Annotated in this window: 18 protein-coding genes; 3 read left to right on the top strand and 15 right to left on the bottom strand. The window is 62.9% G+C overall.

What is annotated here, in order from left to right; translation table 11 throughout:
* Positions 1–142 precede the first annotated feature (142 nt).
* Positions 143–1,006, top strand: a complete 864-nt coding sequence (locus OSJ75_RS03235; RefSeq protein ID WP_267226910.1) for an ATP-binding protein — start codon at positions 143–145, stop codon at positions 1,004–1,006.
* 70 nt (positions 1,007–1,076) lie between these two features.
* On the opposite strand, the gene OSJ75_RS03230 is transcribed toward OSJ75_RS03235, so the two are convergent.
* The 13 genes from OSJ75_RS03230 to OSJ75_RS03170 form a co-directional block, all read right to left on the bottom strand.
* On the bottom strand, positions 1,077–2,309 hold the full coding sequence (locus tag OSJ75_RS03230) for a peptidoglycan DD-metalloendopeptidase family protein (protein WP_416362505.1): 1,233 nt from the start codon (positions 2,307–2,309) through the stop codon (positions 1,077–1,079).
* 173 nt (positions 2,310–2,482) lie between these two features.
* Positions 2,483–3,136, bottom strand: coding sequence for a protein-L-isoaspartate(D-aspartate) O-methyltransferase (locus tag OSJ75_RS03225; RefSeq protein WP_250014074.1), 654 nt, complete (start codon positions 3,134–3,136; stop codon positions 2,483–2,485).
* Positions 3,133–3,891: a 5'/3'-nucleotidase SurE gene (gene surE, locus OSJ75_RS03220; protein WP_267226908.1), complete on the bottom strand. Its 759-nt coding sequence runs from the start codon at positions 3,889–3,891 to the stop codon at positions 3,133–3,135. The genes OSJ75_RS03225 and surE overlap by 4 nt, the downstream gene beginning before the upstream one ends.
* Positions 3,892–3,906: 15 nt before the next feature.
* On the bottom strand, positions 3,907–5,190 hold the full coding sequence (gene serS, locus OSJ75_RS03215) for a serine--tRNA ligase (protein WP_267226907.1): 1,284 nt from the start codon (positions 5,188–5,190) through the stop codon (positions 3,907–3,909).
* A gap of 69 nt (positions 5,191–5,259) precedes the next feature.
* Positions 5,260–6,078: a twin-arginine translocase subunit TatC gene (gene tatC / locus OSJ75_RS03210; RefSeq protein ID WP_250014071.1), complete on the bottom strand. Its 819-nt coding sequence runs from the start codon at positions 6,076–6,078 to the stop codon at positions 5,260–5,262.
* Positions 6,075–6,725 (bottom strand): Sec-independent protein translocase protein TatB, encoded by a 651-nt coding sequence (gene tatB / locus OSJ75_RS03205; protein WP_267226906.1) that lies wholly within the window; start codon positions 6,723–6,725, stop codon positions 6,075–6,077. The genes tatC and tatB overlap by 4 nt, the downstream gene beginning before the upstream one ends.
* A gap of 64 nt (positions 6,726–6,789) precedes the next feature.
* Positions 6,790–7,017, bottom strand: a complete 228-nt coding sequence (locus OSJ75_RS03200; protein ID WP_250014069.1) for a twin-arginine translocase TatA/TatE family subunit — start codon at positions 7,015–7,017, stop codon at positions 6,790–6,792.
* Between the two features lie 183 nt (positions 7,018–7,200).
* The gene (scpB, locus tag OSJ75_RS03195) at positions 7,201–7,914 is read right to left on the bottom strand and encodes an SMC-Scp complex subunit ScpB (protein WP_267226905.1); all 714 of its coding nucleotides are present in this window, start codon (positions 7,912–7,914) and stop codon (positions 7,201–7,203) included.
* Complete coding sequence (locus tag OSJ75_RS03190; protein ID WP_267226904.1) at positions 7,907–8,704, bottom strand: segregation and condensation protein A; 798 nt, start codon at positions 8,702–8,704, stop codon at positions 7,907–7,909. Before OSJ75_RS03190 ends, scpB begins: the two co-directional genes overlap by 8 nt.
* 68 nt (positions 8,705–8,772) lie before the next feature.
* Positions 8,773–9,792 carry a beta-N-acetylhexosaminidase gene (gene nagZ, locus OSJ75_RS03185; RefSeq protein WP_250014066.1) on the bottom strand — a complete coding sequence of 340 codons (1,020 nt, stop codon included), beginning with the start codon at positions 9,790–9,792 and terminating at the stop codon, positions 8,773–8,775.
* Positions 9,793–9,921: 129 nt separating this feature from the next.
* Positions 9,922–12,396, bottom strand: a complete 2,475-nt coding sequence (locus OSJ75_RS03180; protein WP_267226903.1) for an SPOR domain-containing protein — start codon at positions 12,394–12,396, stop codon at positions 9,922–9,924.
* A 99-nt stretch (positions 12,397–12,495) separates the two neighbouring features.
* A complete protein-coding gene (gene argS, locus OSJ75_RS03175; RefSeq protein WP_267226902.1) occupies positions 12,496–14,253 on the bottom strand; it encodes an arginine--tRNA ligase in 1,758 nt (585 codons plus the stop codon).
* 64 nt (positions 14,254–14,317) lie between these two features.
* Entirely contained in the window at positions 14,318–15,520 is a 1,203-nt protein-coding gene (locus OSJ75_RS03170; RefSeq protein WP_267226901.1) for a deoxyguanosinetriphosphate triphosphohydrolase, read from the bottom strand.
* 172 nt (positions 15,521–15,692) lie between these two features.
* On the opposite strand from OSJ75_RS03170, the gene erpA reads away from it, so the two are divergent.
* Positions 15,693–16,028 (top strand): iron-sulfur cluster insertion protein ErpA, encoded by a 336-nt coding sequence (gene erpA, locus OSJ75_RS03165; protein ID WP_250014061.1) that lies wholly within the window; start codon positions 15,693–15,695, stop codon positions 16,026–16,028.
* 118 nt (positions 16,029–16,146) lie between these two features.
* Positions 16,147–16,926 carry an exodeoxyribonuclease III gene (gene xth, locus OSJ75_RS03160; RefSeq protein ID WP_250014059.1) on the top strand — a complete coding sequence of 260 codons (780 nt, stop codon included), beginning with the start codon at positions 16,147–16,149 and terminating at the stop codon, positions 16,924–16,926.
* Between the two features lie 14 nt (positions 16,927–16,940).
* Here the strand turns inward: xth and OSJ75_RS03155 are convergent, their stop codons facing one another.
* Positions 16,941–17,735 (bottom strand): tetratricopeptide repeat protein, encoded by a 795-nt coding sequence (locus OSJ75_RS03155; protein ID WP_250014057.1) that lies wholly within the window; start codon positions 17,733–17,735, stop codon positions 16,941–16,943.
* Complete coding sequence (locus tag OSJ75_RS03150) at positions 17,729–18,076, bottom strand: hypothetical protein (RefSeq protein WP_267226900.1); 348 nt, start codon at positions 18,074–18,076, stop codon at positions 17,729–17,731. Before OSJ75_RS03150 ends, OSJ75_RS03155 begins: the two co-directional genes overlap by 7 nt.
* Between the last annotated feature and the right edge of the window lie 106 nt (positions 18,077–18,182).

The raw sequence follows: 18,182 nt of genomic DNA, 5'->3' as shown, positions 1-18,182 counted from the left end.
AGTATCGTTTGTGAATGATCATGCCTGCGCAATACAATGTTTGAGCGGCTAAAAGCAACAGCGCAAAACTTGCCCCACTGCTTTTCGATTTTGGATCGACATGATAGTCACGTCGGGCAATTCAATTCAGAGGCTGCCAAGAATGTCCGAACAAGTACTGAGCGAAAAACTGGATCGACTGATTGCCATTCTGGAGCGCTGGGCGCCGCCCGCCCCTCGCCCCATCGATCTCGACGCCGGCGATTGTTTCGTCTGGAACCCCGCCCGGCTTGCATTCGATCCGGTGGCCAAGGTCAATCGCGTCGACATTTCGCTCATTCGCGGCGTGGATACGGTCCGCGACATACTTTTCGACAATACCAAGCGTTTTGCCGACGGCTTCCAGGCCAATAACGTCCTGCTATGGGGCGCGCGCGGCATGGGCAAGTCGTCGCTGGTCAAGGCCGTGCATGCTTCGGTGAATGTAGACAGGAAGAACGGCGCGCTGCCGGTCAAGCTCGTCGAGATCCACCGCGAGGACATCGACAGCCTGCCGGCGCTGATGGCCGCGATCAAGGATACGTCGCACCGTTTCATCCTCTTCTGCGACGACCTCTCCTTCGACCATGACGACACGTCCTACAAATCGCTGAAAGCGGCGCTGGAAGGCGGCGTCGAAGGCCGGCCGGACAATGTCATCTTCTACGCCACGTCCAACCGCCGCCACCTGCTGCCGCGCGACATGATCGAGAACGAGCGTTCGACGGCGATCAACCCGTCCGAGGCGGTGGAGGAGAAAGTATCGCTTTCGGATCGCTTCGGCCTCTGGCTCGGCTTCCACAAATGCAGCCAGGACGATTATCTGTCGATGATCGACGGCTATGCCGCGCATTTCGGCCTCGAACTCGACCAGCAGCAGCTCCATGCCCAGGCGCTGGAATGGGCGACGACGCGCGGCTCAAGGTCGGGCCGCGTCGCCTGGCAGTTCACGCAGGATCTGGCGGGACGCCTCGGCCGCAAGCTCTAGTGGTTCGGCTCTAGCGAAAAAGCCCGCATCTTGCGGATGCGAGCTTTCGAATGTGCCGTGGCTGGAAGATTTACAGCTCCAGGTATTTCGATGGATCGACGGGCGTCGAGTTCTTGCGGACCTCGAAATGCAGCTTCGGCGTCGTCGCATTGCCGGTCATGCCCGAGCGGCCGAGTTCGTCGCCGCGCTTGACCTTCTGGCCGCGCTGGACATTGAGCTTGCTCGCATTGCCATAGACGGTGACGAGGCCGTCATCATGGCGCACCAGCACCGTATTGCCGAATTCCTTCAGGCCATCGCCGGAATAGATGACCACGCCGCCTTCGGCCGCCTTGATCGGCGTACCCTCCGGCACGGAAATATCGATACCGTCGCTGCCCTTGCCGTAATTGGCGACGACCCGGCCGCGGACGGGCCAGCGCATCTTGGCACTGGCACCTGCTGCAGCCTGGGGTGCGGAGGCGACTTCCTGCGTGCCTTCGGCGGCCTTGGCCGGCGGCGTATAGGGCTTCGCCGCCTCGCTGGAACCTGCCACGGCCGGCGCTGCGGCTGCTGCCGGCTGCGCCGTCGTTGCGACGGCCGGCTTCGCCTGCTCGACTGCGGGCGCGGCGGCAACTTTCACCGGCGCAGCGGCCGGAGCGGCCGGGGCCGCGGTCTTCGGCTTCATGTTCGTCGCGACATTCTGGGCCAGCGAAGAGTTCGACGGCGGGATGGTCAGCGACTGGCCGATGCGGACGGTGCCGTCCTGCATGTTGTTGGCCGCCTTGATCGCATCGATATTGGCGCCGGTCTTGCGCGAAATCGCATGGAGCGTATCGCCGCTCTGCACCGTATAGGAACTGCCTGCCACGGCCGCCGCCTTCGGCGCCTGGGCCGCTGCCCTTGCCGGCATCCGCGCTTCGCCGCCATCGGGCGTACGCAGGGTGCCGGCAGCCGAACCCATCGGCGCCGCCTGCATCGGAGCGGCAGCAACCTGCTGCTGGCGAACGGGAGCGGAACTCGCCACCGGCGCCAATGCCGGCCGCGAAGGCTGCGCCGATGCCGGCGGCAGCGCGGAAGAACTTGCGCCGACCGGCGGCAGGCTGCCGCGCTGGACGCCGCCCGATTGCGGCACCGAGGCCGTATAGGTCGAATCGACCGGCGGCGTATAGGGCCTTGGCCCCGCCGTGTTCTGCGCCTGCATCATCGAGCGCTGGTTGTCGCTATAGCCCGAGCCGAAATCCGCACTCGAGAACCGAGCAACGCCGGAGCTGCACCCAGCAGCCAGACCAGCTACCGTAAGGATGGCGGCATTCAGTGCCAACCGCCGTGACGCTTTGTCCAATCTACTCAAACGCATCGCAAATCCCGCCCGTACTCACACAAAGAATATTGGACGCATTAGATCGCGTTAATGTTACCCGACCGTTAAAACCGGGAAAAATTTGCAAAAGATTCACCAATCTTCTTAGGGGAATGACCGAAACCGGCCGCAATTCAAAGCGCGGCGGCCATTCCCTCGGCCAGCGGCAGGAAGCGCACGGGCATCAATTCCTGCTGCTCGAAGCGGCTGCCGACCTTGAGCAGGCGCGAAATCGTCTGCGTGCCATCCGTCGGCCCGATCGGAGCGATCAGCACGCCGTTCGACGACAGAAGATCGACGAACGGCTTCGGCAGGGTTTCGAAGGCAGCCCAGACGATGATCCTGTCGAACGGGCCGTCATGGCTCGATCCCTGCCGGCCATCGGCCTGCTTCAGGATGCAATTCTCGATCTTCAGCGCCTGGATGCGCTGCTGGGCCGCCTCCACCAGCGTGCGGTAGCGCTCGAGCGAAAGCACCCTGCCCGCCAGCCGCGACATAACGGCGGCGGTGAAACCGGAGCCGGTGCCGATCTCCAATACGCGGTGCGTCGGTTCGAGCTCCAGCGCCTTGATCAGCCGCGCCTGGAGATCGATCCCCTCGATGAACTCGCCGCAATCGATCGGCAGGCTGCCCTTGCCATAGGCCACATTGCCGAGGCTGCCATTGACGAAGCTCATGCGCGGCGTGGTCTCGAACGCCCCGATCAGCCGCTGGTCCGTCAGGCCGATGGAACGCATGCGCAAAACGAAAGCCGCGAATCCTTCCCGTTCCGACAGACTTGGCTTCATGCGAAGGATTCCTCCAGCACTGCGCGCATGTCATGGGCGGTGAGGTCCAGCTGCAGCGGCGTGACCGAAATATAGTTCTTGCGGATCGCGGCGACGTCGCTGTTCTCCGCCGGCTCATCCTTGCCGCGGCCATACCTCAGCCAGTAATAGGGCAGCCCGCGCCCGTCATGCCGCTGCTCGATGGCAAGGCCGTGCGAAAGTTTCCCCTGCACGGTGATCCTGGTGCCGGCAATGTCCGCGATCGGGCAGCTCGGGAAATTTATGTTGATCAGCACGCCCCGGTCGAGCTCGACGCCAAGGACCTTCTTCAGAAGCTCCGGCGCCCGGGCCTCCACCACCTCCCATGGCAGGACGCGCGTGCCGCCATCGAGATTGTATTCCTGCGAGAGCGCGATCGACTTTATGCCGAGCAGCGTGCCTTCGATGGCGGCCGCGACCGTCCCCGAATAGGTGACGTCGTCTGCCGTGTTCGAACCGGAATTCACGCCGGAGAGGATGAGATCGGGCGGCTCGGGCATGACCTGCTTGACGCCCATGATGACGCAATCGGTCGGCGTTCCGCTGACGGCGAAATGGCGCTCGTCGATCTTTCGCAGGCGAAGCGGATTGGAAAGCGTCAGCGAGTGCGCAAGGCCGCTCTGGTCGGTCTCCGGCGCGATGACCCAGACATCGTCGGAAAGCTGGCGGGCAACCCGCTCCAGCACGCCCAGACCCTCCGCATGAATCCCGTCATCGTTGGTCAAAAGTATGCGCATGCCCTTCCCCTTCGATCAAACTGCCCGTTCTATCCGCGTCAACCCGCCCATGTAAGGCACGAGCGCAGCCGGCACGGTGATGCTGCCATCCTCGTTCTGGTAATTTTCCATCACCGCGATCATCGCCCGGCCGACCGCCGTGCCGGAGCCGTTGAGCGTGTGCACGAAGCGCGTCGCCTTCTCGCCCTCGGGGCGGTAGCGCGCATTCATGCGCCGCGCCTGGAAATCGCCGCAGACGGAGCAGCTCGAAATTTCGCGGTAGGCCCGCTGTCCCGGCAGCCAGACCTCGATGTCATAGGTCTTCTGCGCGCCGAAGCCCATATCGCCCGTGCAGAGCACCATCGTGCGGAAGGAAAGATCGAGGCGCTTGAGCACTTCTTCGGCGCAGGCGGTCATTCTTTCATGCTCGGCGAGCGAGGAATCCGCATCGGTTATCGACACAAGCTCGACCTTCATGAACTGGTGCTGGCGCAGCATGCCGCGCGTATCGCGGCCGGCCGAGCCCGCCTCCGAGCGGAAACACGCCGTCAGCGCGGTCATGCGCAGCGGCAGGTCCCGGATGTCGAGTATCTCTTCGCGGACGAGATTGGTCAGCGGCACCTCGGCGGTCGGAATGAGGTAGCGGCCATCGGTGGTCTTGAACAGGTCCTCGGCGAATTTCGGCAATTGGCCGGTGCCGTAGAGCACTTCGTCATTGACCAGGAGCGGCGGGCTGACCTCCACATAGCCATGTTCGTTCGTATGCAGGTCGAGCATGAACTGGCCGAGCGCGCGCTCCAGCCGCGCTAGCTGGCTCTTCAGCACCGTGAAGCGGCTGCCCGACAGTCTCGCCGCCCGCTCGAAATCCATATAGCCGAGCTTTTCGCCGATATCGAAATGTTCCTTCGGCTCGAAGGCGAAGTTCTTCAGGTCGCCGACCCTTCGCGCCTCGACATTGCCGCTCTCGTCATTGCCGACCGGCACGTCGGCGAGCGGCACGTTCGGCAGAACGGAAAGCGCTTCGCCCAGCGCCCGGTCGAGCTGGCGCTCCTCTTCCTCGGCCCCGGTCAGGAACTGCTTGATCTCCGCCACTTCCGCCTTCAGCCTGTCGGCCGTCGCCTGGTCCTTGGCGGCCATGGCCTTGCCGATCTCCTTCGAGGCGGCGTTGCGGCGCTCCTGCGCCTCCTGCAGCCTGGCAATGTGCTGCCGGCGCTTCTCGTCGAGATCGATCAAATGGGACGAGACCGGCGCGACACCGCGTTTTGCCAGGGCCGCATCGAGCGCTTGCGGGTTCTCACGTATCCATTTGATATCGAGCATGGGAATAAAGCCGTTTAGTCGAATTGTTGGAACTCATGGGCGCGGAGGCCCTGCGGACTGAAGGGAGCTTCAGGACGAGAGTTCGCTCGGCGAGGCTTGCGTTTTGGTCGCCTCACGCTTCCTCTCGACCAGGCGCGCCATCCAGATGGAAATCTCGTAGAGAAGGATCGTTGGAAGCGCAAGGCCGATCTGGCTCACCGGGTCCGGCGGCGTGATCACGGCGGCGACGACGAAGGCGATGACGATCGCATATTTGCGCTTGGACTTCATGCCCTCATAGCCGACCAGCCCGACCCTCGCCAGCAGCGTCGCCACCACCGGCAGCTGGAACACCAGGCCGAAGGCGAAGATCAGTGTCATGATCAGGCTGAGATATTCCGATACTTTCGGCAGCAGCGAAATCTGCACTTCGCCCGCCACGCCCTGCTGCTGCATGGCCAGGAAGAACCACATCACCATCGGCGTGAAGAAGAAATAGACCAGCGCGCCGCCCATCAGGAACAGGATCGGCGATGCGATCAGGAATGGCAGGAATGCCATGCGCTCGTTGCGATAGAGACCGGGCGCCACGAATTTGTAGACCTGCGAGGCGATCACCGGGAATGCGATGACCAGCCCGCCGAACATGGCGATCTTCACTTGCGTGAAGAAGAATTCCTGCGGCGCCGTATAGATGAGCTGTGCCTTGGCCGGATCGAAACCGGCCCAGCCCACGGCCCATTGATAGGGAATGACCAGGAGGTTGAACAATTGCTTGCCGAAGTGGAAGCAACCGAGGAACGCCACGAAGAACGCCAGCAGCGCCCAGATGAGGCGGCGGCGCAGTTCGATAAGGTGCTCGATCAGGGGCGCCGAGCTCTTGTCGATTTCGTCGTCGGAATGGCTCACGGTTTCTTCCTCGCACTGCCTGTCCCGGCGGGCCGCTTCGCCGTCCGGGTGGAAGCGGCACCTGCCGGCTTGTCTTTCGGCTTTGCCGTGGCCTTTGCCGCTGGCGCGGGTTTTGCGGCTGTCTTTGCAGCAGCCCTGGCGGTTGCCCTTGCCGCCGGCTTCTTCGCCGGTGCGGCCGGCTCTGCTACCTGTCCGGTCGCCGTTGCCGGCTCTGGTACCTGCCCGGCGGCCGCTACCGGCTCTGCTGCCTGTCCGGCCGCCGTTGCCGGCTGGGCGACTTGAGGCTGGCTCGGCTCCGCGCCGGGAGCGCCCGGGTCCGGAATGGCGACATTGTCCTTCGCCCCCGGCGCCGGATCGTTGAGGCTGGAGCGGATTTCCTCGCCGATCGTCCTTACCGGATCGAACACCTTGCGGATGTCGTTGCGGGGATCGAGGCTCTTGGCGTCATTGATGATTTCACGCACATCGTCGAGCTCGGCCTCTTTCAAGGCCTCGTCGAACTGACGGCGGAACTCACCGGCAGTGGCGCGAAATCTGGACGTGGCCTTGCCAAAGGCCCGCAGCATCTTCGGCAGATCCTTGGGGCCAACCACCACGATCAGGACGATGGCGATTACAAGAATTTCCGACCAACCGATTTCAAACATCTATTAGCTCCAGCCGCCGCGCGGCTCGGGCGCCGCGCGCGGAATGCAGGTCATGACAAAAAGCTCAGGACTTTGTTGTCTTTTCCTTGACCGAATTCACCGGCTGGTTCGGTTCATTGTCGATGGTCTTGGCGTTGTCGGCAGCCTTGGTGTCATCCTCGCTCATGCCGTTCTTGAAATTCTTGATGCCCTTGGCAACGTCGCCCATCAATTCCGGGATCTTGCCACGGCCAAACAACAGAAGCACCACGGCCAGCACGATAAGCCAGTGCCAAATTGAAAAACTACCCATTTTTTCCTCGCATTCACCCAATCGATTGAGCTGATTTAAGCTTTTTGCTCGTGCGTTTCAAACACAAGTCGCACTTGTTGTTTCACATTCACGCGTTCTCAGCGCAAGTGGCAATCGAAAAGCGCGCGTCAAAATATATTCGCCGGAAAATGTGGCGAACTGATTGCCGGGAAGATCGCGCCGCTAATCGCCGTCATCGAGAGGCGTCAGCAGGCCGAGTTCGGCAAGGTCGATATCCGTCAGCGGGTCCTCGTCCTCGGTCAGTTCGTCGGGGTCATTGGCCGGAACCGGTATGGCGAAATTGGTCGGCATGCGCGCCGAAAGCAGGCCCGCACCGCGCAATTCGTCGATTCCGGGCAGATCGCGCACCTCCTGCAGGCCGAAATGGTCCAGGAACGCGATGGTCGTCCCATAGGTGATCGGCCGCCCGGGCGTGCGGCGCCGGCCGCGAAACTTGATCCAGCCCGTTTCCATCAGCACGTCGAGCGTGCCCTTGGAAGTCTCGACACCGCGGATTTCCTCGAGCTCGGCGCGCGTGACCGGCTGGTGATAGGCGATGACCGCAAGGACTTCCAAGGCAGCGCGCGAAAGCTTCTTCAACTGCACTGCCTCGCGGTTCATCAGGAAGGCGAGATCGGCAGCCGTGCGAAACGCCCAGGAACCGCCGATCTGGCGCAGATTGATGCCGCGCTTGGAGTAGATTTCCTGCAATTCGCCGAGAATGGCCGGAATATCGGCGCCACTTGGCAGCCGTTCCTTCAGTGCCTTCTCGGAAACGGGTTCGGCCGAGGCGAAAAGGACTGCCTCCGCCATGCGCAGGGCTTCGGAAACGGGCACGCGGGAGTTCCAGTCCTCCTGGTCCTGCTCGTCGACGCTGTTTTCGTCCATCTCAGCCATTCACCGCATCCTTGACGCGCGCTTCCGGAGGGTTGCGCAGGTAAAGTGGCTCGAAAGCGCCGGTCTGCCTTATCTCCAGATGCCCCTCGCGCACCATTTCGAGGCTGGCGGCGAAGGAACTGGCAATGGCCGTCCTGCGCTCGGCCGGCGAAACGATGAACTGGATCAGATACTGGTCGAGCGCCGTCCAGTCCTTCAATTCGCCGACAAGGCGCATGAGAATGGTCCGCGCATCCTTGAGCGACCACACGCTGCGGCGCGCGATCTGCACCTGCGATACGGCGCGCTTCTGGCGTTGCGACGCATAGGCGGTCAGCAATTCATAAAGCGTGGCGGAATAGCTATTGGTCTGCTCGACGATGACCGCTTCCGGCATGCCGCGGGCGAAAACGTCGCGCCCGAGCCGGTTGCGGTTGATCAGCTTCATGGCGGCATCGCGCATGGCCTCCAGGCGCTTGAGCCTGAATTGCAGCGTCGCCGCCAGTTCCTCGCCGCTTTCGCCGGCATCGCCGGGAGCCTTGGGGATGAGCAGCTTGGACTTGAGGTAGGTAAGCCAGGCGGCCATGACGAGATAATCGGCCGCAAGCTCGAGACGCAGCGCCTGCGCCTGGCGGATGAACTGCAGATATTGATCGACCAGCGCGACCACGGAAATGCGGGCGAGATCGACCTTCTGGTTGCGCGCCAGGTGCAGGAGCAGGTCCAGCGGGCCTTCGAAGCCGTTGACGTCGATGACGAAGGTCGGCTCGCTGAGACCGCGATCGGTGGCGTTGTCCCATAGCGCATCCATCGGCGCGTCCATCCGCGCCGTTTTGTTTGCCGTCGTCCCTGTCTGTTCCGCTGTCAAATTCTCTCGCTCTATGCCACGGCCTCAAACATCTGCCCGAACTCTTCGCGCAATTCCTCTTCGATGCAAGCATCCGGCTTCCGGCGACAGGCCAGCGCCTGCCTTGCCCGCTCCTGCGTCCTGCCCTGCAGGTCCGGAGCAACGGAGGCTACCGCCCGCATCTGGTCCATGATGCCATGGCAATGAAGCACCATGTCCAGCCCCGCAGCATAGATTGCCTTGCTGCGATCGACATAATCCCCAGAAAGTGCGTTCATCGAGACATCATCGCTCATCAAAAGCCCCTCGAAACCGATATGGCCGCGAATGACCTCCTCGACCACCTTGCCCGACGTGGTCGCCGGAAGCTGCGGATCGATGGCGGAAAAGATGACATGGGCGCTCATCGCCATCGGCAGATGCGCCAGCGCCTTGAACGGGGCGAAATCATGCTCGGCCAGATCGTCGAACGGCGTCGTCACCGTCGGAAGCTCGTGATGCGTGTCGGCAAAGGCCCTGCCATGGCCCGGAATGTGCTTCATGATCGGCAGCATGCCGCCCGCAAGCAGCCCCTCCGCCGCCGCAGCGCCCATGGCGGCGACGATGGCGGGCTCCTTGGCATAGGCGCGCGCGCCGATCACGTCATTGGCGCCTTCCACCGGCACGTCGAGCACGGGCAGGCAATCGACATCGATGCCGAGCTTCAACAGGTCGAAGGCATGCAGGCGCGACAGCAGCCAGGCAGCGCGCAGGCCAAGCTCCTCGTCCGAACGGTAGAGCGCGCCAAGCGCCGCGCCGGCGGGATAGTCGGGAGCCAGTGGAGGACGCAGCCGCTGGACGCGGCCTCCCTCCTGGTCGATCAGGATCGGCGCATCGTCCCGGCGCACCACATGGCGCAGATGCCCGCAAAGGTCCTCGATCTGCGCCCGCTCGCTGACATTGCGCGCGAAAAGGATGAAGCCCCAGGGTCGCTCGTCCGCAAAGAACGCGATCTCGTCCGGGGTGAGTTTTGTTCCGGACGTGCCGGCAATCCATGCTTTTGATTCGCTCATGATCCGATTCTATCGGGCTGAAGCCAATTGTTGAAGCGATTTCGCCATGGCGCCCGCGGCAGCCAGGCGGGCGCCTGAAACGACGAAAGCCCCGCGCGATGCGGGGCTCCCGTCAAGATTTGTGCCGGTCTACCGGGTGACGAAGCAGTTGCCGCCCGCAGACTTGTATTTCGAGCAGAGGTTGATCGCGTCGGACTTGGAGCCGGCAGGAATGCGGACCCGGTAATAGGTGCCCTTTCCTGCGATTTCCGCCTGGCGGATATCGACGCCGCGTCCGCCGATCACGCCTGCGAACTTCTGCGACAGCGACGCGTAGGACTTCTGCGCACCCTCGACCGTCGGCTGCGAAGCAATCTGGATCACGTAGCTTCCGGCGGCCGGCGCTACCGATGCGACCTGCTGGCCCGCGGCGGCGGCTTTCGGCGGTACCCGATCGACGATGTCGAGCGGCTGTTCGGCCGGACGATCACCGAGCGGCACGTTGGTCGGCGCTACCGCCGCAGTCGTTTCCGGCGTGACCTTCCTGGTCTGGACAGGCTTCGGCGCGGCTGCGGCTGCGGCCCGCGGTGCGGCGGGTGCTGTGGCCACGGGTGCTGCCGGTGCTGCGGCCTCGGGTGCTGCCGGCGTCGCATCGGACGGGACAGAATCCACCAGTGCGCCGATCGCATCATCATCGTTCTCGGCCTGGACCGGCGAACTTGCGACCGCTGCCGGGCGCTCCGCCGGTGCCGCTGCCGGGCCGGCATTGGCCGGGGCGGCGTCATCGTTGATCGAAGCCACCATCGTGCCATCCGGGCGAACGACCATAGTCTGCACCTTGCGCGGCGCAATGGCGCTGTTGCGCTCGGCCGGCTGGTTTTCCGCGGCGTCCTGCTGGATCGGATCGATGCGCGCATCGGCCTTTTCCATGATCGGCACGCCGGCATCGTCATCGGCGGCGGCAAGATCGACCGGCTCTTCGCTGCTGGTCACCAGCTGTTCCTGCTTGGGCGCTTCGGGCGTCGCCGTCGCACCCCTGTCGTAAACCGCCTTGTCCTGGTTCGGCACGACAGGCGCATTGTTCGTTTCAGGCTTGACCTTGGTCGGCGCAGTATCGGCCATGATCACCACCGGTTCGCCGCTGCCGGAACCCACCCATTTATAGGCGACCGCACCGCCGACGGCGACGAGGATGACGGCGGCGGCAACACCCGGCACGAAAAGCGGGCTGCGGCCGGTCTTCCTTGTCGCGGCACTTGGCGGCACCGCCGCCATGTCGACGCCGTCATGGCGCGGATCATAGCCGAAATCGGCATCGTGTTCGGGCCCGTGCTGATAGGTGGCGCGAGCGCCCTGGCTCGCCGCCGCGGCCATGCCGGCAGCCGCCGCGCCCGCCGCCGCATAGGCAGTGGCACTGGACTGGTTCTGCCCGGAATTGTAGCTGAAGACATCGGAGAATATCTCCGAATAATCGTCTTTCGGCTTCTCGGCCGGCGCGGCAGCCTCTATCGGCGCTGCCGGGGCTGGCGCAGGCGCAGGTGCCGGCTCGGGCTCCAGGGTTCCGAACACTTCGGTGAATTCGCTCGCAATATCGTCCACCGCATAATGGACCGGCGTATCCTCCTCGTACTCGACCTTGGGCAGGTCCAGCGCTTCGGTGTAGTCGACGCGGCTTTCGGTGACCGGCACCGTCTCGACCACCGGGGCCGAGCGCACGGGCTCCGCCGCTACGGCGCGATCAAGCTCATCGGCATATTGATTGAGCGCCTGCACTTCCGGAACGCTGGGCGCGCTCGAAACGGGCGTCGCGACGGGAACCTGCAATGGTTCCGGCGTCTGCCGCTCGGGAGCCGGGGCCTCGGCGATCGTCTCCTGTTCGGAGAAATCGAAATTATCGAAAGCAGCGGCAAGTTCGTCGGCGTCGAACGCATCGACTTCCGCCGGCTCCGCGGACGGAGCGGCATAGGCCGTGGACTGATGCTTCTCCTCTGCCGGCTGCTCCGAATAGGCAAGCTGTGCGGGAGGCGGCTGGTAGGCGACAGGCGCCTCGGCGGCAGCAGGCTGTGCGGGCTGCTGGCTGGCCGAACGGGCGATGATCGGCGCCGGTTCGGGCCGGCCCGCCACATTCGACCGGGAGCCGTAACCCCAGGATGCGTTGGCGCTGCGTGTGACTTGCGGTTGCGGCGTCGGCTCGACCTGAGGCGCTGCGCCGGCCAGAAGGTTTTCCAGCTCGTCTTCCAGGCTGAGCGACGGCTCGCCGGAGGCTCCTGCCTGCTGTGCGGAGGCTTCCGGCCCCTCGCCTGCCTCGGCGTCCGGGAAGGTGTCTTCGGGTTCGTAGTCGGCATAGTCAGGCTCGGCATAGGCCGTAACCGGCGGCGTGGCCTGGACGGGAGAGAACTCCCGCTGCAGCGATTGCTGGAGACTGCTGACCGCATGGGTGGGTGCCGCAGCGGCAGGGGCTTCGTCGTCCAGCCCCCCCATCAATTCCCGCTCCAGATCCAGAGCGAGATCATCACTCGTTCCGGCCGGGTCGATCATGATCCGGGAAAGTTCCATCAAAGGATCGTCATTCCCGTGTTGCGAATCATCCTGCCGGTGAGAACGCTGAAGGTAGTTGTCCGCCATGGCGTTTATCCTGTACTCTCAACTGTGGACGCCCGAAGACGTCGCGCATTGGCCATACCAGCGCAATGTGGGCAAAAGTTGACAGGGTTTTCAACGCTTTCAGCGCATTTCGGTCGGGGCGTCCGCACCTATGATAGCAAGACCGGACGCCAAAACCTTCGAAACAACCTGAACCAGCCCTAGCCTGGCTTGGGACAAGTCTGGATCGTTAACCTTAATAAAACGTAAGTCCGGATTTTCGGTGCCCTTGTTCCACTGCGCATGGAAGGCGCTGGCGAGGTCGTAGAGGTAGAATGCGACCCGGTGCGGCTCCTGATGTTGAGCCGCCGTTTCGACCAGCCGGGGATACTCCGCCAGCTTGCGGATCAAGGCGATTTCGCTCTCTTCCGTCAGCAGGCCGAAGTGCCTGGAACTCGCCGCCAGGTCGATTTCGCCGATGCCCAGTTGCTCGGCCGCCTGGCGGAACACCGAGTGGCAACGCGCCGAGGCGTATTGCACGTAGAAGACCGGATTGTCCTTCGAATGTTCCGTGACCTTGGCGAAGTCGAAATCGAGCGGCGCGTCGTTCTTCCGGTAAAGCATCATGAACCGTACCGCATCGCGGCCGACTTCCTCGACGACGTCGCGCAGCGTGACGAACTCGCCCGACCGCTTCGACATGCGCACGGGCTCGCCATCCCGGTAGAGCTTCACCAACTGGCAGAGCAGCACCGTCAGCTTCGCGGTACCGCCCGAAACGGCCCGCGCCAGCGATTCCAGCCGCTTCACGTAGCCGCCATGGTCGGCGCCGAGCACGTAGATCATCTCGTCGAAATGCCGGTCGTACTTGTCCTTGAAATAGGCGACGTCGGCGGCGAAATAGGTGAACTGCCCGTCCGACTTGACCAGCGGCCGGTCGATATCGTCGCCGACATCCGTGGACCGGAACAGGGTCTGCTCCCGGTCTTCCCAATCGTCCGGCAATTGCCCCTTGGGCGGCGGCAGCTTGCCCTTGTAGACATGCCCCTTCAACGTAAGGTCGTTGATGGCCGACCGTATCAGCTTCGCATTGTTGGCGTGCAGCGCCCGCTCGGAGAAGAACACGTCATGGTGGACGTTGAGCGAAGCGAGATCGTCGCGGATCATCGCCATCATCGCATCGACGGTCCTGTCCTTGACGATGGCAAGGGCCTCCTCGTCCGGCATTGCCAGCAGCCTGGTGCCGAACTCGGTCGCGAGTTCCTGCCCCACCGGCACCAGATAGTCGCCCGGATAGAGCCCCGAAGGGATCTCGCCGATCTGTTCGCCGAGCGCTTCCCGGTAGCGCAGCATGACGGACCGCGCCAGCACGTCGATCTGGGCGCCGGCATCGTTGATGTAATATTCCTTGCAGACGTCATAGCCCGCAAAGGAAAGCAGGTTCGCCAGCGCATCGCCGACGACCGCGCCACGGCAATGGCCGACATGCATCGGCCCGGTCGGATTGGCCGATACATATTCGACATTGACCCGGTGGCCGTAGCCGAGCTGCGAGCGGCCGTAGTCGAGACCCGCCGTCAGCATCGTCGTCAACTGCCGCTGCCAGTAATTGTCCTTCAGCCGAAGGTTGATGAAGCCCGGACCCGCCACTTCGATGGCGCCGATATCCGGATCGTTTTTCAGTGCTTCGCCGATTCTCGCCGCGAGTTCGCGCGGATTCTGGCCGACTGCCTTCGAGAGCACCATCGCGGCATTCGTCGCGATATCGCCATGGCTCGCATCGCGCGGCGGCTCGACACCAACGCGAGAGAGATCAACCGCAACACCTTCCGAGTTTTTCAAATCAAGGGCTTGCAGGGCGTTCTTAATCCGCGCATCGAAGTCAGCGAAGATATTCATGACGATTGTACTCTTTGATTGTTATCAGAAGGACCGGCGACCCGGTCCATAGCTGGGCGAACGCTTAAGCCAATTCGGGCGTACGGTCAAACAGCCTCCGATACTCCCGCACCGCATAGGTGTCGGTCATGCCGGCCAGAAAGTCGGCGACATGCCGTGCGCGTTGCGCCTCACTGGCGCCTTCCCGCGCCTCGCGCCAGCCCTCGGGCATGTTGCCGACATCGGCAAAATAGGCGTCGAAGAGTTCGGCGACAATGCGCTCGGCGGATTTGCGCACCCGCACCACGCTCTCGTGGAAATAGAGATTGGCGTAGAGATATTTCTTCAAGGCCTTTTCCGCCTCCCGCATTTCCGGCGAGAAATCCACGATCTTGCGCCCCGCCTCATGCACGTCGCGGATGGTCTGCGGCTTCAGCGCCGCGATATTGGCCTGCGACTGGCGGATCACGTCCTCCACCATCAGGGTGATCTGGCGGCGGACGATCTCGTGCGTCGTGCGCGTATCGTCGAGCGCGGGGTATTTTTCGCGGACGCTGCGCAGTATATCGCCGATGATGGCGACATCCGCCAGCCTGTCGAGCGAAAGCAGCCCGGAACGCAGCCCATCATCGATATCGTGCGCATTATAGGCGATATCGTCGGCGATGGCGGCGCACTGGGCTTCGAGCGAGGCAAAGCGATCGAGTTCCAGATCGTTGCGGCGGTTATATTCGAGCACGGCCAGGGGCACGGGCTGGGAGGCGGCATGCGGCCCGATCAGCGGTCCATTATGCTTGACCAGCCCTTCCAGCGTCTCCCAGCAGAGGTTGAGCCCGTCAAATTCCGCATAGCGCCGCTCCAGCTTGGTCACGATCCGCAGCGATTGCGCATTGTGGTCGAAGCCGCCGAATTCCGCCATCTTCGCATCGAGCGCATCCTCGCCCGTATGGCCAAAGGGCGTATGGCCGAAATCATGGACGAGCGCGATCGCCTCCGCGAGATCCTCGTCGAGGAACATGGAGCGCGCCAGCGCCCGGGCGATCTGCGCCACTTCTATCGTATGGGTCAGCCGGGTGCGGAAATGATCGTCCTCATGGGCGATGAACACCTGCGTCTTGTGCTTGAGGCGGCGAAAGGCGGTGGAGTGGATGATCCTGTCGCGGTCGCGCTGGAAGACCGTCCGCGTCGGGCTCTCGATCTCGCCGACGAGGCGACCCCGGCTCGAGCGCGGATCGCTGGCATAGGACGCCCTTTCCCTGTAGCCAACCCCCAAACCCTCTATGGACATACGAAAGCTGCCTTCCAATATTCGTGGATCCGATTGTCGTGGACCCTCGATATCGTGAATGGGGGGCCGTTGACTTCCGGTTTCCCAATTCTTAGCTATGCTGTATGACGATTAGCAAGGTGCGCGCGGATCATTATGGCCTCTGCGGCCGCGCACTTCAGGGATGATGACGATGAGCGAAGTTGCAAATGTTTCTGTGTCTGACGCGGCGGCAAAGCGAATTTCTGCCATTCTGCAGTCCGAACCGGACAAGACCGCCCTGCGCATCTCGGTCGAAGGCGGCGGATGCTCCGGCTTTTCCTACAAGTACGATCTGGTCGACGGGCAGGATGCCGATGATATCGTCATCGAGAAACTCGGCGCCAGGGTGCTGATCGATTCCATCTCCCTGCCCTATATCGGCGGCTCGGAGATCGATTTCGTCGATGACCTGATGGGCCAGTCGTTCCAGATCCGCAATCCGAACGCCACTGCTTCCTGCGGCTGCGGAACCAGCTTCTCGATCTGATCCCCCTCCTGCATCCGCGCCTGTGACACGGTCGGTTGATGGAAGCCTGTCCTTCCTTGACCCGCCATCCGTCGGGCTTGTATCGTTCCCGCATCAGAACAATGGGATCTCCGACTCGATGAAGATAGTCACCTGGAACATCAATGGCGTGAAGGCGCGCATCGACGTGCTCAAGGCATGGCTGCGCGAATCGGACCCGGACATCGTCTGCCTCCAGGAGATCAAGTCGGTCGACGAGGGCTTTCCGCGCGCCGAGATCGAGGAACTGGGCTACCATGTGGAGACGCACGGCCAGAAGGGCTTCAACGGCGTCGCCATCCTGTCGAAATCCACGCCGGAGGAGGTCAATCGCGGCCTGCCCGGCGAAGATACCGATGAGCATGCCCGGTTCATCGAGGCGGTGTTCTCGACCGAAAAGGGCGTCCTGCGCGTCGTCTCGCTTTATCTGCCCAATGGCAATCCGATCACCACCGAGAAATTTCCCTACAAGCTGCGCTGGATGGCCCGGCTGGAGAAATGGGCCGAGGAGCGGCTGGCCCTGGAGGAGCCGCTGGTGCTGGCGGGCGACTATAATGTCATTCCCGAGCCGATCGACGCCAGGACGCCGGAAAGCTGGGTGAACGACGCGCTGTTCCAGCCGGAGACGCGCCAGTCATTCCGCCGCCTGGAGAATCTCGGCTTCACCGATGCGCTGCGCAGCGTCACCGATGCCGGCGGCACCTATACGTTCTGGGATTATCAGGCCGGCGCATGGCAGAAGAACAACGGCATCCGCATCGATCATCTCATGCTTTCGCCCGAAGCCGCCAACATGCTGGATTCGGCCTCTGTCGAAAAACATGTGCGCGGCTGGGAGAAGCCGTCCGACCACGTGCCCGTCGCCATCTCGCTGGCGTGAGGCGAAGTCGAGCCTTAGAAGTCGCCGGTGCGGACGATATCCTGCGCCAGCACCATGGCGGTGCGGCGGTCGGCCTCGTCGGCCAGTGAGAATGCCTGTTCCTGCAGGCCGCTGATCCAGGTGCGATCCTGCTTGGGCGCATGTTCGAGCGCCGCCGTCATCATCGCGAGGCCGCGCACGGTCTTGCCGGCCTGGAACAGCAGGTTTCCAAGCATGGCCTGCGCCCCGGCATGGCCCTTCTGGGCCGAAAGACGGAACCAGCGCGCCGCCTGGTTGGGGCTGGACTGGCCGCCCTCGCCCTTCATCAGCATCCTGCCAAGCTCGAACTGGGCATTCGGATCGCCGAAATTGGACGCTGCCTGCATATAGAGGTCGCGGGCAGCCATGGGATTGGAGCGCACCGGCGAATTCGGGATGCCGCGCTTGATGTAGCCGGCAAGCGCCACCAGCGCGTCCGATACATAGCTCTCGTTCTGGGTGCCCTGGTCGGCCCCTTCCTGGATCACCTGCTCGAACATCTTGTAGGCTTCGTAATCGTCTTCCTCGACGCCGTCGCCTTCCGCATACATGCGTGCAAGCTTCCAGTTGGCGCCCTGGTGCCCTTTCTCAGCGGCGAAGCGCAAGGCCTTGACCGCCTCGTCCTTGTGGCCGTTCTTGTAGGCGGAGAAGCCGAATTTGAAGAGCGCGAAAGGACTGGAGTCCTCATTCATCTCGGTCTTGGTATCGAAGGCGTGGCAAGGCAGCGTCATGGCGCCAAGCAGCAGGCCCATTCCGGTAAAGGATGCAAGAAAACGATCAGCGATCAGCATGGCAGCACGTCTTTCTGGGACCATGCCATCGCTGTCGCATCAACGGATCGCGCCGAGCGAATGGCCGGAGAATTCAACGCCAATACGGGCGAACGGATCGCGCTCTTTGGCAGTAATGTGAATTCTTTCACATTAATGGAGCCATCTTTGGGCGGTATTTCGGCAAGAGTTGGGCTGGCAAGAGTTGGGCTGGCAGGATTGAGGCCGGCAGGAATGAGGCTAGCAAGAATGCCGTCCGGCGCAGCGCTCGTGCGGTAGCGCGCGCTGGTCCTGTTTGAATCGCTGCCCGACGCCCCACGGCGGCCAGCAAAGAAGACATGCGAATAAAGTGTCGCTTCCATCATTTCCCCAAGCGGTCAACCAGTCATTCATACCGTCAAAAGGTTACCGCACAATCGAGGTGCTCCGGGTTTGTGGCGCAAAATGGGCAAATTGGACGTCTGGCGG

This window comes from Phyllobacterium sp. 0TCS1.6A (genome assembly GCF_026420825.1).
Lineage (GTDB): Bacteria > Pseudomonadota > Alphaproteobacteria > Rhizobiales > Rhizobiaceae > Phyllobacterium.
This window is presented reverse-complemented; position numbering and strand designations above follow the sequence as displayed.